Source organism: uncultured Oscillibacter sp. (genome assembly GCF_947654275.1).
Lineage (GTDB): Bacteria > Bacillota > Clostridia > Oscillospirales > Oscillospiraceae > Oscillibacter.
Genome location: NZ_CANTJS010000002.1, coordinates 12,890 through 27,919 on the forward strand (window position 1 = coordinate 12,890; position 15,030 = coordinate 27,919).

General features: G+C 59.6%; 13 protein-coding genes. 6 read left to right on the forward strand and 7 right to left on the reverse strand.

Translation table 11 applies throughout. The features are described 5' to 3' along the window. Window positions 1-21 precede the first annotated feature (21 nt). Window positions 22-1,680 (reverse strand): ribonuclease J, encoded by a 1,659-nt coding sequence (locus tag Q0063_RS00700; RefSeq protein WP_297870041.1) that lies wholly within the window; start codon window positions 1,678-1,680, stop codon window positions 22-24. 658 nt (window positions 1,681-2,338) lie between these two features. Here Q0063_RS00700 and Q0063_RS00705 point away from each other — a divergent pair. Both Q0063_RS00705 and Q0063_RS00710 read left to right on the forward strand, forming a co-directional pair. After that, the gene (locus tag Q0063_RS00705) at window positions 2,339-2,821 is read left to right on the forward strand and encodes a permease (RefSeq protein ID WP_297870042.1); all 483 of its coding nucleotides are present in this window, start codon (window positions 2,339-2,341) and stop codon (window positions 2,819-2,821) included. A gap of 2 nt (window positions 2,822-2,823) precedes the next feature. Then, complete coding sequence (locus Q0063_RS00710; RefSeq protein WP_297870043.1) at window positions 2,824-3,369, forward strand: permease; 546 nt, start codon at window positions 2,824-2,826, stop codon at window positions 3,367-3,369. Between the two features lie 82 nt (window positions 3,370-3,451). On the opposite strand, the gene Q0063_RS00715 is transcribed toward Q0063_RS00710, so the two are convergent. The 6 genes from Q0063_RS00715 to Q0063_RS00740 form a co-directional block, all read right to left on the reverse strand. Next, the gene (locus Q0063_RS00715) at window positions 3,452-4,429 is read right to left on the reverse strand and encodes a ComEC/Rec2 family competence protein (protein WP_297870044.1); all 978 of its coding nucleotides are present in this window, start codon (window positions 4,427-4,429) and stop codon (window positions 3,452-3,454) included. Between the two features lie 13 nt (window positions 4,430-4,442). Then, a complete protein-coding gene (locus Q0063_RS00720) occupies window positions 4,443-5,342 on the reverse strand; it encodes a carbohydrate ABC transporter permease (protein WP_297870045.1) in 900 nt (299 codons plus the stop codon). Window positions 5,343-5,647: 305 nt separating this feature from the next. Then, the gene (locus Q0063_RS00725) at window positions 5,648-6,931 is read right to left on the reverse strand and encodes an extracellular solute-binding protein (protein ID WP_297870046.1); all 1,284 of its coding nucleotides are present in this window, start codon (window positions 6,929-6,931) and stop codon (window positions 5,648-5,650) included. Between the two features lie 48 nt (window positions 6,932-6,979). After that, window positions 6,980-7,819 carry a carbohydrate ABC transporter permease gene (locus tag Q0063_RS00730; protein WP_297870047.1) on the reverse strand — a complete coding sequence of 280 codons (840 nt, stop codon included), beginning with the start codon at window positions 7,817-7,819 and terminating at the stop codon, window positions 6,980-6,982. A gap of 184 nt (window positions 7,820-8,003) precedes the next feature. Further along, window positions 8,004-8,990, reverse strand: a complete 987-nt coding sequence (locus Q0063_RS00735; protein WP_297870048.1) for a LacI family DNA-binding transcriptional regulator — start codon at window positions 8,988-8,990, stop codon at window positions 8,004-8,006. Between the two features lie 1,050 nt (window positions 8,991-10,040). After that, window positions 10,041-10,280: a hypothetical protein gene (locus Q0063_RS00740; RefSeq protein WP_297870049.1), complete on the reverse strand. Its 240-nt coding sequence runs from the start codon at window positions 10,278-10,280 to the stop codon at window positions 10,041-10,043. A gap of 447 nt (window positions 10,281-10,727) precedes the next feature. Between Q0063_RS00740 and Q0063_RS00745 the strand changes: the two genes are divergently transcribed. The 4 genes from Q0063_RS00745 to Q0063_RS00760 are packed head-to-tail and all read left to right on the forward strand — an operon-like array spanning window position 10,728 to window position 15,012. After that, complete coding sequence (locus Q0063_RS00745; protein ID WP_297870050.1) at window positions 10,728-12,026, forward strand: sugar ABC transporter substrate-binding protein; 1,299 nt, start codon at window positions 10,728-10,730, stop codon at window positions 12,024-12,026. Between the two features lie 13 nt (window positions 12,027-12,039). Then, window positions 12,040-12,927, forward strand: a complete 888-nt coding sequence (locus tag Q0063_RS00750; protein ID WP_367180305.1) for a carbohydrate ABC transporter permease — start codon at window positions 12,040-12,042, stop codon at window positions 12,925-12,927. A gap of 12 nt (window positions 12,928-12,939) precedes the next feature. Then, window positions 12,940-13,779: a carbohydrate ABC transporter permease gene (locus Q0063_RS00755; RefSeq protein WP_297870051.1), complete on the forward strand. Its 840-nt coding sequence runs from the start codon at window positions 12,940-12,942 to the stop codon at window positions 13,777-13,779. Between the two features lie 42 nt (window positions 13,780-13,821). Continuing rightward, window positions 13,822-15,012: an ABC transporter ATP-binding protein gene (locus Q0063_RS00760; protein WP_297870052.1), complete on the forward strand. Its 1,191-nt coding sequence runs from the start codon at window positions 13,822-13,824 to the stop codon at window positions 15,010-15,012. Window positions 15,013-15,030: the final 18 nt, after the last annotated feature.

The window sequence follows — 15,030 nt, forward strand, 5'->3', positions numbered from 1 at the left end:
GGCGGAGCCCCTGCGCAATCCTCACAGCCGGGTCACAACGGGAATGACCATGGGGCTGCGGCGGGTGGTTTTGTAAAGGTAGCTGCTGACGGCGGATTTCACCGTGCCCCGGAGCTCGCCGTCGTCCCGGGCCCGGCGGCGGGATACGGATTCCGCCGCGTCCAGAGCGACAGACTGGAGCTCCTTCATCAGGTCCCCGGACTCCTTCACATAGATGAAGCCCCGGGTGATGATCTCCGGCTCGCTGAGGAGGCCGCCGTCGTGGGCGGAGATGGGCAGAACCACCACCACCATGCCGTCCTCGGCCAGACGCTTGCGGTCCCGCATGACCACGGCGCCCACGTCGCCCACGCCGGAGCCGTCCACATACACCTCGCCGGCGGGGACGGAGCCCCCCAGCTTCAGGGTCTTGGGCATGATCTCAATGACGGAGCCGTTTTCCGCGATGGCGATGTGATTCCGCTCCAGTCCCATCTGCTGAGCCAGCTTGCTGTGAATCTGGAGCATTCTCTGTTCGCCGTGAAGGGGGATGAAGAAACGGGGCTTCGTCAGGGCGTGGATGATTTTCAGCTCCTCCTGGCAGGCGTGGCCGGAGACGTGGAGCATGTCGGCCTTGTCATAGACCACATGGACGCCCTTGCGGAACAGCTCGTTGATGACCCGGCTCACCGTCACCTCGTTTCCGGGGATGGCGGAGGCGGAGATGATGACCTTGTCCCCGGGGCCCACCTCCACCTGCTTGTGGGTGGAGAAGGCCATGCGGTAGAGGGCGCTCATCTCCTCGCCCTGGGAGCCTGTGGTGACAATGACCTGTTTGTTTTTGGGCAGGCCCTTGATTTTGCTGATATCCATGAGGGTATTTTTGGGCACCTTCATATAGCCCAGCTCGGTGGAGACCTTCATGATGTTCTCCATGGACCGGCCCGTCACGGCCACCTTCCGCCCGCAGGCGGCGGCGGCGTCCAGCACCTGCTGGATGCGGTGGACGTTGGAGGCGAAGGTGGTGACGATGATGCGCTCGTCGCAGCCCTGGAACTGGCGCTGGAAGGTCTGGCCCACCATGCGCTCGCTCATGGTGTAGCCGGGGCGCTCCACGTTAGTGGAGTCGGCACACAGCGCCAGGACGCCCTGCTTGCCCAGCTCGCCCAGCCGGGCCAGGTCAATCACCTCTCCGTCGATGGGCGTGGAGTCAATTTTGAAGTCGCCTGTGTGGACCACGGTGCCCATGTGGGTGTGGATGGCAAAGGCAACGGAGTCGGCAATGGAGTGATTCACATGGATGAACTCCACAGTGAACTTGCCGGCCCGGACGGATTTGCCCGGCTCCACGGTGATGAGCTTGGTGCTCTTTGCAAGGCCGTGCTCCTCCAGCTTGAGCTGAATGAGACCGGCTGTGAAACGGGTGCAGTAAAGGGGCATGTTCACCTGCTTGAGGACGTAGGGAATGGCTCCCACATGGTCCTCGTGGCCGTGGGTGATGAAGAGTCCCCGGATGCGGGCGCGGTTTTTAATCAGGTAGGTCACATCGGGGATGATGCAGTCGATGCCGTACAGGTCTTCGTCCGGGAAGGCCATGCCGCAGTCCACCACGATGATTTCCCCGCCGTACTCGTAGGCGGTCATGTTTTTTCCAATCTCGTTGAGACCGCCCAGGGGAATGATTTTCAGTTTTTCTGCCATAGATGATAAAACTCCTATTCTGTTCAAGATGTACCGGCGGCAGTCTCCCTGTATGTACAGCCCCTGCCCGGCGGCGGAAAAATCCCCTGCCGGGCTTTTCAGGCTGCGGACACAGGCACGGAAACGAAGACGCGTGAGCGGAAAAAAGAGCGCACGCAAAGAAGAGACGCCCGCTGTCTGCCTGGCCCCGTTTCGCCGGCAGACGTTTGGTTGCGTCACGCGAATCGACCGTATCCGTATTGTGAGAAACTGTCCGTCATTTATTTGACCGCAGGGGGAAACGCGCCCCGCAGCGGAAAAATACAAAAAAAGAAATGAATCATAGAGAAGAACGGGAAGCCGGGCGGTCCGGAAGGAAAAAACCGGACACAAAAGGAGGCTCCCGTCTGAAAAAAGGGGGTCCGTCCGCAATCAGAGACGGTCCATCCCCTATGAAGCACGATATAGTATAGCACAGGATTTTGAGTTTGTATACATCTATTTTTTCGAATTGGGAAAAGTTTCCTGATTTTTCCTGTACCTGGCAGACGGCGGGAGGCCAAACGGCCCGGGGACCCGCTGCCGGCAAGGAGACGGTTGCCTGAAGCCCGTATGGATGGTATACTGGGCTTACAGTGGACTGAAACCACTGAAATGAGCGGGAAAGGAAATTGGAACCATGTTTACGGTGTTTTTGTATGGCGCGGCCATTCTCTGGCTGACGGCCTCCTTCTTCAGGGACAGGGAGAGGACCAGGCTGGCGCTGAGGAAGGCGTGGAAGTCCTTTGAGAACATTCTGCCCTCTGTGCTGGCGATTCTGCTGTTAATCGGACTCATTCTCACGCTGCTGGACGCGGACACCATCTCCAGGCTGCTCGGCTCCGATTCCGGCGTATTGGGAATGGGGATTGCCGCCGCCGTCGGCTGCGTCACGCTGATTCCGGGCTTCGTCGCCTTCCCCCTGGCGGCCTCTCTGCTTGCCGCCGGAGCCGGATACGCCCAGATCGCTCTGTTTATCTCCACCCTCATGATGGTCGGCATCGCCACGCTGCCGCTGGAAATCCGGTATTTCGGCAGACGGGCCGCCCTGAAGAGGAATGTGCTGTCGCTAATATGCGCGGTTATCACATCCTGCCTGGTGGGCGCGGCGATGGGAGGGTGAACATGAAAAAAACACTGTCGAGATACCGGCTGTTTCTCATCATGCTGCTGGCGGACCTGCTGCTGCTGTGTATGAGCCCCGAGCTTGGACGGAAGGCCGTTTCCCTCTCCGGGAATCATCTTCTGCAAATGCTGTCCGTCATACCGCCGATTTTCCTGCTCCTGGGTCTGATGGACGTGTGGGTTCCCAAGGAGACCATGACAAAGTACATGGGGAGGGGGGCGGGAGCCAGAGGCGGCGTCCTGGCCTTTCTTCTGGGCTCCCTGTCGGCGGGGCCGCTGTACGCGTCCTTTCCGGTGGCGGCGGTATTCCTGAAAAAGGGTGTTTCCCTGACAAACGTCTTCATTTTCATCGGCGCGTGGTCCACCACCAAGGTTCCCATGATGCTGTTTGAGATCACGCAGCTGGGAATGAAGTTCGCCCTCATCCGCTTCGGCCTGAATCTGGCGGCCATCGCCGCGATGGCCGTCATCATGGAAAAGACGGCCTCGAAGGAGGAAGCGGCGTCCATCTGTGAAACGGCCATCCGCCGGGCGGATGGAGATTAGCGCCTGAAAGAGGCCGGATCCTTCCGGCATGGACCCCTGAACCTGACCGGCGGGACCTCCCACAGGAGGCCCCGCCGGTTGATTATGTCAGATAGCGCGCAGTGAGGCTGCCTCCGGCTCCAATCGAAAAGACAAGGGCCCGGTGAGGGGGCAGAGCGAGGCCGGGAAGCTGGGGACAGTCGGAGAACCATAGGGACGTGCCGCTGTCACGAAGCTCCTGGAGCAGCGCCGGGGCGGCGCTGTGGTAGCGCCGGTCGCTGGAGGCGCAGCAGACGGCGTGCCTGGGGCGGACGGCGCGGATCAGGGCGGCGTCCGCTCCGTCCCTCTGTCCGTGGTGCCCGACCTTGAAGAGGTCCGCGGCAAGGTCCTCCCGGGCAATCCCGCCATAACCCAGGCGGTTGGCGTCCCCCGGCAGAAGGATGCGGGAGCCCCGGAAATCCAGAAGCAGGACGGCGCTGTAGTTGTTCATGGCCCCGTCCAGGGCGGTGAGTCTCCGGCGGAACACCTCCGGGCTGCAGGGCCGGTACAGGGCCTTGTAGCCCTCTGCCAGCTCCTCCGAGCCGGTCCGGGACGGACCCAGACAGCGGATGGTCAGGCCGGGACAGGGCCGGGCCTCCCAGCCGGCGGAGAGGGTACGCAGAACGCCGCCCCCGGCCTCCACCCGGCCGCAGAGGGTCCGGTAATCATTGATGGACTGAAGAAATTTCCGCTGGGAGGCGTCGGCCTCCGGCAGAGGCGGCAGAGGGCGGAGAGACCGGTGAAGGTCCGCCGGCAGAGTCTGCCAGAGCTCCCCGGGGACCCACCGGTCCAGCAGGGGGAGGAGCCCGCAGAGATGATCCTCATGGATGTGGGTGGCGGTGATGACGTCGATGCGGTCCAGCTCCCGGCCGGCCAGATAGTCCGCCAGGGGGACGCGGCCTGTGGAGCGGTCCCGGTATTCCTCCGCCTCGCCGCTGCCGCCGTCGATAACCATGACGAAGACGCCGCCAGGCCGGGCCGGGTCCGGGCACTCCAGCACAATGGCCTCGCCGTAGCCCACGTTTACAAAGGTCAGCTTCATATCTTCCATCGGCTCAGCCCATCGCCCGTTTGATATAGAGGCTGGAGAGGAGCAGCACCAGGATGGTCATGACAATGGCGCCTGCGCTGCCAAATCCGAAATCCAGCGATTTGATGCCGTAATTATAGAGGTACTGCGTAATGGTGGAGGTGGTGTTGGCCGGTCCGCCGCCGGTGAGGAGGTTTACCTTGTCGAAGAGGCGGAAGCTGTCGATGGTGCGCAGCAGGGCGCACAGGGCCAGACTGTTTTTGATGTTGGGGATGGTGACGTAAAAGAGGGATTTCACCGCGTTGGCCCCATCAATCCGGGCGGCCTCATACTGGGCCTGAGGCACGGACTGAAGGGCGGCGTAGAGCAGGAGAAAGACAAAGGGGGCGCTCTGCCAGATGTCAATCAGAAGCAGCATCCCAAAGGCGGTGCGCATGTCGGAGAACCAGTTGAACACCGGCAGATTCAGCGCCGTCAGGGCCTGGTTGACGATGCCGTAGTTGGGGGAGAGCATCATCCGCCAGCTCAGGGCCACCGTCACCGTGGGCAGCAGATAGGGAAGCAGCAAGAGGGTCCGCATGGTTTTCTGTCCCCGGGTCAGACTGTTCACCAGCAGCGCCATGGCAAAGCCGATGAGCATTTCAAAGATCACGGCCAGGATGGTGAACTTGACGGTGTTGAAAATGGCCTGGCGGAAATAGGCGTCCCTGAGCAGCTTTGTGTAATTCCCAAGGGCGATGAAGGAGGCGGGCTTTTGGAGATTCCGCAGAAGGTTGTAGTCCGTGAAGCTGTAAAAAAGAGTGAACAGCAGGGGATAGGCCGTCATGACCAGCAGCACCGCCAGGGTGGGGCTGATCATTTTCATGCCGAAGCGTCTGGTGGAGCCGCCGGCGGCATGGGGGTTCGCGATTTGATTTTTTTTCATAGGCGCCTCGCTTTTCAAGAGGTTGCGGCGCCGGAGAGGCGCCCCTGGGGAGACTGTCAGTGAGTGCGTTATCTCTTTTTCGGAAGCCGGAAAGGGGGATAGCTCGAAAGGCTGCGCCCGCAGGCGCGTTTCTGAGGCCAACCGCCCGCAGGGCGGCGCTCAGGCCGGAGGTCAGGGGGCCCTTTCGTTTTGAATCAATCGGTCTGCCGAAAAGATTTTTCGGCAGGCTGGGCCGGGACGCCGCGAGGGCGTCCCGGCGGGGTTCATGCTCAGCCGGCGGTCCGGCGGCCTGTTTCCGGGAATGGTCAGCCCATCAGGGCCTCCAGAGCGGTCTGGGCGTCGGCAAGACCCTGGTCCACAGTCTTGACGCCGTTGACGATGTTATCCATCTCAGTGCCCAGGGTGGTGTAGAACTGGGTCCACTCGGCAATCACGGGGCGGTACATGCCGCTCTCCAAAGCCTGGCAGACCACCTCATACTGCGGATAGGCGGCCAGGACCTCGGGGTCCTGGAGGCTGGAGTACCGGCAGGGCACGCCGCCGGAGGGCACGGTGGACTTCTGGACGTCGGCGTCCATCAGATAGGCCAGGAGCTTGGCGGCCAGGTCCTTGTTTTGGCTGTTGTTGGGGATGCCGATGGTCCAGACGCCGTAAACATTGGCGTTGTAAGTCTGCGCACCGGCGGAGGCGGCCCCGTTCAGAGCGGTGTAGTCCGCGGCGGAGTCGGCGGTGGGGGTGTACCAGCCGGGCCAGCCGATGCCCATGGTGCCTGCGCCGGTGTCCACGGAGGCAATGAGGTCATCCTTGACCTGGGCCTCGCCGGTGGCGATGAGCTTCAGATAGTATTCCATGGCGGCCTTGAATTCGGGGGTATTGACAGTGGGCTTGTTGGCGTCGTCGATGACCCAGCCGCCGAAGGACAGCAGGATGGGCAGGAAGTCCACCACCAGGTTGTTCGGATTGTCGCCCCGGTAAATGAAGCCCTTCTTGCCGGCGGCCTGGGCGCTCTCGCAGATGGCCAGCAGGTCGTCCAGGCTCTGGATTTGGCCGGCGGTGTAGCCGGCGTTGGACACGTTTTCCTTGTTGTACATCAGCACCGTGACGTTGCCGTAGTAGGGCGCCAGATACAGCTGGCCGTCCACATAGCAGATGGCTGTGGTGGCGGGAATGATGTCCTCGTCCAGGGCATAGCCCAGGTCGCCCAGATTGGCCAGCACGCCGCTTTCGGTAAACTCGGCCATCCAGGAGCCGTCCACCATGCACAGATCATAGGTGCCGGCGCTGTTGATGGCGTCCAGGGCGATGCCGGAATACAGGTCGGACTCAGAAAGCTCCTGCACCTCGCAGGTGACATTGTTCTCGGACTCAAAGGCGGGGAGACATTCCTTGATGACGTCGGCGTAAGTGCCGGCCCGCAGAATCAGGGTCAGCTTGGCGGGAGCGGCGGAGCTGCCGGAATCTCCGGAACCGCCGGCTGTGCCGGAGCTGCCGGAATCTCCGGAGGCGCCGGAGCCGCCGGAGGTCCCGCCGCAGGCTGCAAGAGACAGGACCAGAGCCAGGGACAGTATCAGCGCACATAGCTTCTTCATTTCTTTTCCTCCTAATCTTGATGACATGTTTTTGGGGGGAATATTTTGTTACTCTTTGACAGCGCCGCTTGAAAGACCGGAAATCAAGTAGTTCTGTGCAAAGATCACAAACAGGGTAATGGGGATGACAGAGATCACGCCGCCGGCGGCCACCAGACCGAAGTTGGTGAGATTGTCCTCCGTGTTCAGCAGGGCCAGAGCCAGGGGAACGGTGTTGTTGGCGGGACTGCGGGTGAAAATAACGGTGTAGGTATATTCGTTCCAGGCGTACATGAAGGACAGCATGGCAACCGCCGCGATGCCCGGGGCCACCAGGGGAAGAACAATCCTCACAAAAAGCTGCCATTCCGTGGCTCCGTCCACTTTGGCGCTCTCCTCCACCTCCTCGGGCAGGTCCTGGAAGAAGCTGATGAGGAACCAGATAATCAGCGGCACATTGATGAGCACACAGGCCAGGGTTACAGGGAGCTTGGTATTCAGGATGCCCGCCTTGTTGAACATGATATACAGCGGGATGGTGAAGGCCACCGGCGGCAAAACCCGTACCAGCAGCACCCAGTAGGTCAGGGGCCTTTTCAGGCCGAAGCGGAACCGCTTCCGGGCCAGCACATAGGCTGCGCAGATGCCCACCAGCAGCGAAATCACCAAGGAGCTGAAGGTGGTCTGAAGGCTGTTGGCAATGGCCTGGCCGAAGCCCTCGCCGGTAAAGAGCTGGGCGAAGTGCCCGGCAGTCAGCGTCTGGGGCAGGAGGGAGATGTGGCCCCGCATTTCGTCCGTGGGCCGGATGGCCATGGCCAGCAGCCAGTAGATGGGGAACAGGGAAATCAGCAGCAGAACGCCGCAGGCTGCCGCTTTGGCGAAGGAGATGAGTTTTTTCCTGGTTTTCATGGAGCGCCTCCTTGTGACATTTGACCGCGGACTCCTCGCGTCCTCGGGACCGGCGGAGCTATGGATCAAAAATAGTATGCATGTTTTTCCCGAAAAAATTTCCGTGCACCCTTCCGCCGCAGCTGGAAGAGGCAGACGGCCCGTAAGGGCCGGAAAAGGAAAGCGTTTTCCAATCCGGGCCGGTTTATGTGGAGCCCCGGACCCGAAGTCCGGCGGGGACGACGGTGACCTGGGGACAGTCCTCGCCGTTTAAAAGGGCGTGGAGCCGGTCCACACCCAGCTCACCGATGCGGCGGCAGTCGATGTGGACGGAGGTCAGCTCCGGTTCCACCATGCCGCAGACGGTGGAGTCGTCAAAGCCCACCACGGACAGTTCCTCCGGAACCCGCAGCCCCAGACGGTGGGCGGCCTTCAGCACGCCGGCGGCCACCACGTCGTTGCCGCCCAGTATGGCGGCGGGGCGGTCCTTCCGGCTCAGCAGCTCCAGGGCGGTCTGGGCGGCGCTTTCAACGGTGGGGTCGCACATGCGTATGTGCCGCGCGTCGGTTTCCAGGCCGTATTCCCCCATGACCCGCAGGAAGGCGTTGTAACGCTCCCCGGTGATGTATGGGGAGATGCGCCCGGCAATCATGGCGATGTCCCTGCGGCCCCGCTGGAGCAGGTGGCCCACCGCCAGGCGCATACCGCCGTACTCGTCGGACACCACGCAGGGGATGTCAAAGCCGGGCATCCGATGGTTGACCAGCACCACGGCGATGTGCTTGCGCTGAAACTCGGACACCATGTCCGCCTGGGCGCTGCCCCCCAGGATGACCCCCTCCACCTGCTTGTTCTGGGCGGTGCCTGCCGCCTGGGCCCAGTCGGCGGCGGTGGAAATGACCAGCTGCCGGTCCGAACGGATGGCGCGGCGCATAATGCTTTCACAGATGCGGGCATAGAATTCGTCCAGAATGGTGGCGTCCCGCTTGCAGATCAGAAAGGCAATCTTGTCCGTCCGCTGCCGGGCCATGGCCCGGGCGATGGCGTTGGGGGAGTAGTGGAGAATTTCCGCCGCCTCGAAAACCTTCTGCCGGGTGGCGTCCCGGACCCGGTCCGGGTTGGAAAAGGTGCGGGAGACCGTGGCGATGGAGACGCCGGAGAGGCGGGAAACGTCGTAAATCGTGGCATTCATCAGGACACGCCCCCCTTTCTCCGAAAGAATGTAAGCCTTTTCATTTTTGCTGAAACCGTCCCTGAAATGAGGGATTCCGTTTCGCTGTCCACCTGTTTGTTAAATCGAGTCTACCATATTGCCAAAAAGAACGCAAGCATATAGCGGATTTTTTGGATAAAGCTCCATGTTTTTTCTTGAATTCTGTGCAAAACGCCTCAAAATGTAATCGCTTACAGAAAATAGGGGCATTTGCCTGCTTTTTCGGGGGGATCACACTCTTGGCCGTAGCCCCGGCGCAATAGAGAGAATGACCGCCTTTTGTGTCTGCCCGGTCTGCCGGTGCACAGGGGAAAGCCGCCGCGCGGCCTCACCGAATCCTTCAGGACGGATAGGCGTGGATATGCAGTTATAGTCAGCACAGTTGAAAATCGGTAGATACCGATTTTCAAACAGCGGTGGAGCCGCTGACGGGTAAGGTAAAAACCCTCTGTGCTGACTATGAAGTTCACCGCAAGGCCGTTTTGCGGCCTGTGCGGCGAATCATCGCCGCACTTGTTGAAAAGAAGCAAAGGCTTCTTTTCAACTGCGGTGACTATAGAACCTGTATTCACAGCCGTGGGATACTGGACGGGAATTTTTCCTGTCAGACAAGAAAATCTTTCGCACCCGCAGCAATCCTGACGGATTGTAAGGGAAACCGACGCGGTATGGCGGGAAAAAGACCATCCGGACAGCGTTCGGCGGGTGTGAATACAGGTTCTTAAAGGCTGGTCCGCCGGACGGATATTCCTTTGGCGCTGGGGGAGGCCCTGATTGGCAGCAGGGGCCGCGATATAAGGCTTGTATCGGCGGCCCCTGTACACCTCTGCAGGAGCCGGCCCGTTTGTCGGGAATTTTGACGCTTGCTATCATTGGGACTGCAGGACACATCAAATGCCAGCTTCCGCTTTCCGACAGCTTCCTTGGGCAGACAGTGAAACAGGGTCAGCCGTGACTTTACGCCGTCCTGCTGGTACGGCTGTGTATGTGACCGGTTTCTTTACAGGCAGCCCAAAGGGAGGCACTTCCTTACGGAGCGCCCCCCTTCGGCGCAGGATTTTTGCGCGCAAAAGCGGATTCTTTCAAAAAACGCGGCCCCCAAAGCTCCATTCCGGCAGTACGCCCCTCCGCCAGGTCCCACTGGAAGGCCCCCAGACGGATATACCGGCTGTCGTCCCGCTTGTCCAGATGGTCGTAATAGGACTGGCTGTTGAACCGGCCCACCTCATCCCCGCTGTAGATGACCAGGATGCCGCTCTGGGACAGCATTCAGGCGTGGAGGGGGCAGGCCGCGCCAGACGGCCCTGAAATCCCATCGCCATGTTTCTGCCTCCTCCGGCAAAGTTTTGGCTACTATATCACACGGGAATGCCGGACGCAAGAGGGGAATTGCCGCCGGACCTGCGGCCCCTGTCCGCAGAGGGCGAAATCTCGTATATTGCCATATTGTTTTCGGGCCTTTCCTCAAGGCGCAGTCTCAAAAAAGCACCTTTTTATGTTTTGTACAAAATAAAACCGTGCAAATTAGGCGTAAAGTCGAAATTTCGAAAGAATATACCAAGATGTTGCACGGCCTGCACGAAAAGCGCCTTATCTTGCATCTGGGTATATTTTGCGAAATAGAATCTATTTACAGGCAGGCGGGGGCGGGATTATCATAAATTTACAGTTACGTAACAAGACCTGAGCGCGACAAACAAGCAGAGGAGTGGAGTTATGAGAAAGATTCCCCGTATCACAGCGCTGGTTCTGACCGCGGCGCTGCTGCTGGCCCTGTGCGGCTGCGGCGCTTCAGACGGAAAGACCCACCTTAAATTCCAGATCTGGGACATCGCCCAGCGGGACAGCATGCAGGCCATCTGCGATGCCTATACCGCGAAAAACCCCGATGTGACCATCGAGGTCCAGGTCACCAGCTGGAATGAGTACTGGACCAAGCTGGAGGCCGCCGCCGAGTCCAACACCATGCCCGACATCTTCTGGATGCACACCAATCAGATCCTGTATTACTCCGATTTTGGCATGCTGGCCGACGTCACCGACCTGTATGCCGGTGAGGAACCCGGCTATTATCAGAATCACTTTTCCGAAATCTCCATCGGCAACGCCCAGGGCAGCGACGGACGGATGTACGGAGTGCCCAAGGACAAGGACAACATTTTCCTGGTGTACAACAAGGAGATGTTCGACCAGGCCGGCGTGGCCTACCCCGATGAAAACTGGACCTGGGACGATCTGGTCAGCGCCTCCGATCAGATTTACAAAAAAACCGGAAAGTATGGCTTCATGGCCTACAATGATGACCAGATGGGCTATTGGAGCTTTGTCTATCAGGCGGGAGGCTATATCCTCAACGAGGACAAAACCAAGGCCGGCTTCGACCAGCCGGGGACCCGAAAAGGCATGGAGTTCTATGTGGGCATTCAGGATTACGACTGGTGTCCCAACCAGGCCTATTTTGCCGAGACCGCTCCTGGCACCGCCTTTTTCTCCGAGATTGGTTCCATGTACATCGAGGGCAACTGGGAGCTGATGAACAAATGCATCAACTTCCCCAACATGGAGGGCAAATGGGATATCGCCCCCCTGCCCAAGTGTCCCGACCCCGTCAGCGGCGACGGACGGGCCACCATCTCCAACGGCCTGTGCTACTCCACTGCCGCCCACGGCAAGACCCGGGATATTGCCCTGGACGTCATCAAATTCTTCGGCACCGAGGAAGCCCAGCTGCTGGCCAGCTCCTACGGTGCGGCCATCTCCGCCTACAACGGCACCGAGCAGCCCTATTTTGACGCCTTTGAAAAAGCGGGCTATGACCTCAATGTGGAAATGGTCATGGACCAGTTTGAATATGGCGTGCAGAATGTAAACAACTCCGCAAAGCCCAAGTGGAAGAGCCCGGTGCTGGATGAGCTGACCAAGGTCTACAACGGCCAGCAGAGCCTGGAGTCCGCCCTGGCCAACATGCAGCAGATTGTAGATACCGAAACCGCCAAGAAACTGGCGGGAGACTGAGAGGAGGGCGCCTGTGAATAACAAACTGTCCCCCGCCGCCCGGCGGGAAGAAAACTGGGGCTGGATCATGGTAGCCCCCACCATCATCGGCCTGGTGGTGCTGAATCTGTGGCCCTTTGTCCAGACGGTTTACACCAGCTTCTGCGAACATTTGGGCTTCGGACATTACAAGTTTATCGGCCTGGGAAACTACGCCGAGATCTTCCAGAGCGCCGAGTTCTGGAAGGCCACCTGGAACACCGTTCTGTTCTGCATCCTCACCGTGCCGGTGGGCCTGTTCCTGTCCCTGCTGGTGGCCATGCTGCTGAACGCCAAGATCAAATTCAAGGGCGGCTTCCGGACCATCTTCTTCCTGCCCATGGTCTGCGCCCCCGCCGCCGTCACCATGGTTTGGCGCTGGATTTTCAACGGCCAGTACGGCATCCTCAACCAGCTCTTCGGCGCCGAGATAGGCTGGATCACCGACCCCAGATTCGTCATGATTTCCTGCGCCGTGGTGGCCATCTGGAGCAATATCGGCTATGATGCGGTGCTGCTTCTGGCGGGCCTGCAAAATATCCCCAAGACCCTCTATGAGGCCAACAGCATCGACGGAGCGGGGAAGGTGAAGCAGTTCTTCACCATCACCCTGCCCATGGTTTCCCCCACGCTGTTCGTGGTCATGATTATGCGGCTGATGTCCGCCGTAAAGGTCTATGATCTGATTTACATGATGGTGGAGGAGACCAACCCTGCCGTCACCAGCGTGCAGAGCCTGATGTATCTCTTCTATCGGGAGTCCTTTATCGCGGGCAGCCGCGGCACCGGTTCCGCCATTGTCATTTGGACCGTCCTGCTGATTGGCCTGGTCACCGTGATTCAGTTCTACGGTCAGAAGAAGTGGGTCAACTACGACGTGTAAGGAGGGAGCGAGATGAATAAACGTTCTTTAGAGGCCTCCCGGAAGCGGATGACCGTTTACACCTACATTGCGCTGATCCTCGGGGCGCTCATTATGGTTTTCCCCTTTGTATGGATGATTCTCACCAGCCTCAAGACGGTTCCTGAGAGCATGAAGGTGCCCCCCACCATTTTCCCTCAGGAGATGATCGTCACCAACTTCGGGGACGCGATGAAAAGCCTGCCCTTCCTGAAGCTGTATCTGAACACCGGACTGATGATTTTCTTCCGGGTCATCTGCGCCGTGGCCTTCAGCTCCATGGCGGGCTATGCCTTCGCCATGCTGGAGTTCCGGGGCAAGAAGCTGCTCTTCGGCGTCGTCCTAGTGCAGATGTCCCTGCCCTCACAGATTTTCATTATTCCTCAATACCAGATGGTGGCCAAGATGGGCCTGGCCAACAGCATCTTCGCCCTGGTGTTCCCCGGCATCGTCAGCGCCTTCGGTGTGTTCTTCCTGCGCCAGACCTATATGGGTATTCCCAAGGAAATTGGCGAGGCCGCCTATCTGGACGGCTGCACCCAGTGGCAGACCTTCTATAAGGTGATGTTCCCCCTCACCGGCACCTCCGTGGCCGCTCTGACCATCTTCACCGCCGTGTTTGCCTACAGCGACCTGATGTGGCCTCTGGTGGTCAACTCCGACCTGAACATGATGACCCTCAGCTCCGGCCTGGCCACTCTGCGGGGCCAGTTTACCACCAACTTCCCCGTGCTGATGGCGGGCTCCCTGCTGGCGATGCTGCCCATGGTGATTCTGTATCTGATTTTCCAGCGCCAGTTTATCGAGGGCATCGCCTCTACCGGCGGAAAGTAAACGCCTTCAATCTTTTGAATCAAAAAACGGAGGAACTGAACTATGGCTGCCTTGAATTTGAAAGGAATTACCAAGATTTATCCCCACAGCGCCGGTCAGAAAAAAGCAAAGAGGAAAAAGGGCGAACCGGAGAAGAAAACCAACCTTCAGGTGACGGACCAGGGCGTCATCGCGGTGCAGAAGTTCGACCTGAATATTGCCGACAAGGAATTCATCGTCCTCGTGGGTCCCTCCGGCTGCGGCAAGTCCACCACCCTGCGGATGGTGGCCGGTCTGGAGGAAATCTCCGGCGGCGAGCTGTACATCGACGGCCAGCTCGTGAACGACGTGGAGCCCAAGAACCGGGACATTGCCATGGTCTTCCAGAGCTACGCCCTGTATCCCCATATGAGCGTCTATGAGAACATGGCCTTCCCCCTGAAGCTGCGGAAGATGGACAAGGCGGAGATTGACCGCCGGGTGAAGGAGGCCGCCGAGATTCTGGACATCACCCAGTATCTGGACCGGAAGCCCAAGGCCCTGTCCGGCGGCCAGCGCCAGCGTGTTGCCATCGGCCGGGCCATTGTCCGGGAGCCCAAGGTGCTGCTGATGGACGAACCCCTGTCCAACCTGGACGCCAAGCTCCGCAACCAGATGCGGGCGGAGATTATCAAGCTCCGGCAGAAAATCAATACCACCTTCATCTATGTCACCCATGACCAGACCGAGGCCATGACCCTGGGCGACCGGATTGTCATTATGAAGGACGGCTTCATCCAGCAGATCGGCACCCCTCAGGAGGTCTTCGACCACCCTGCCAACATCTTCGTGGCCGGCTTCATCGGCATGCCTCAGATGAACTTCTTCGACGCCCAGCTGGAAGTCAGCGGCGGGAAATACGCCGTGTCCGTAGGCGGCTGCAGGGTGGAGCTGTCCGCCGACAAGCAGGCGAACCTGACGGCCCATAAGGTCCCGGCCCAGAGCATCACCCTGGGCGTCCGGCCCAGCCATATGGTGCTGTCTAAGGAATCCGGAAACACCCTGACCGCCTCTGTGGAGGTGGCGGAGATGATGGGCAGCGAGGTCCATTTCCACGCCAACGCCAACGGGCGGGACGTGGTGGTGATTGTGCCCACCATGGACGCCAAGGGGGAGCACATCGACACCTTCCATACCGGAGACAAGCTGAATCTGACCTTCAGCGGAAGCGTCTGCCACGTCTTCGGCAAAGACGGAAAGAATCTGGAATTCTAATCATCATCCCATATGTCC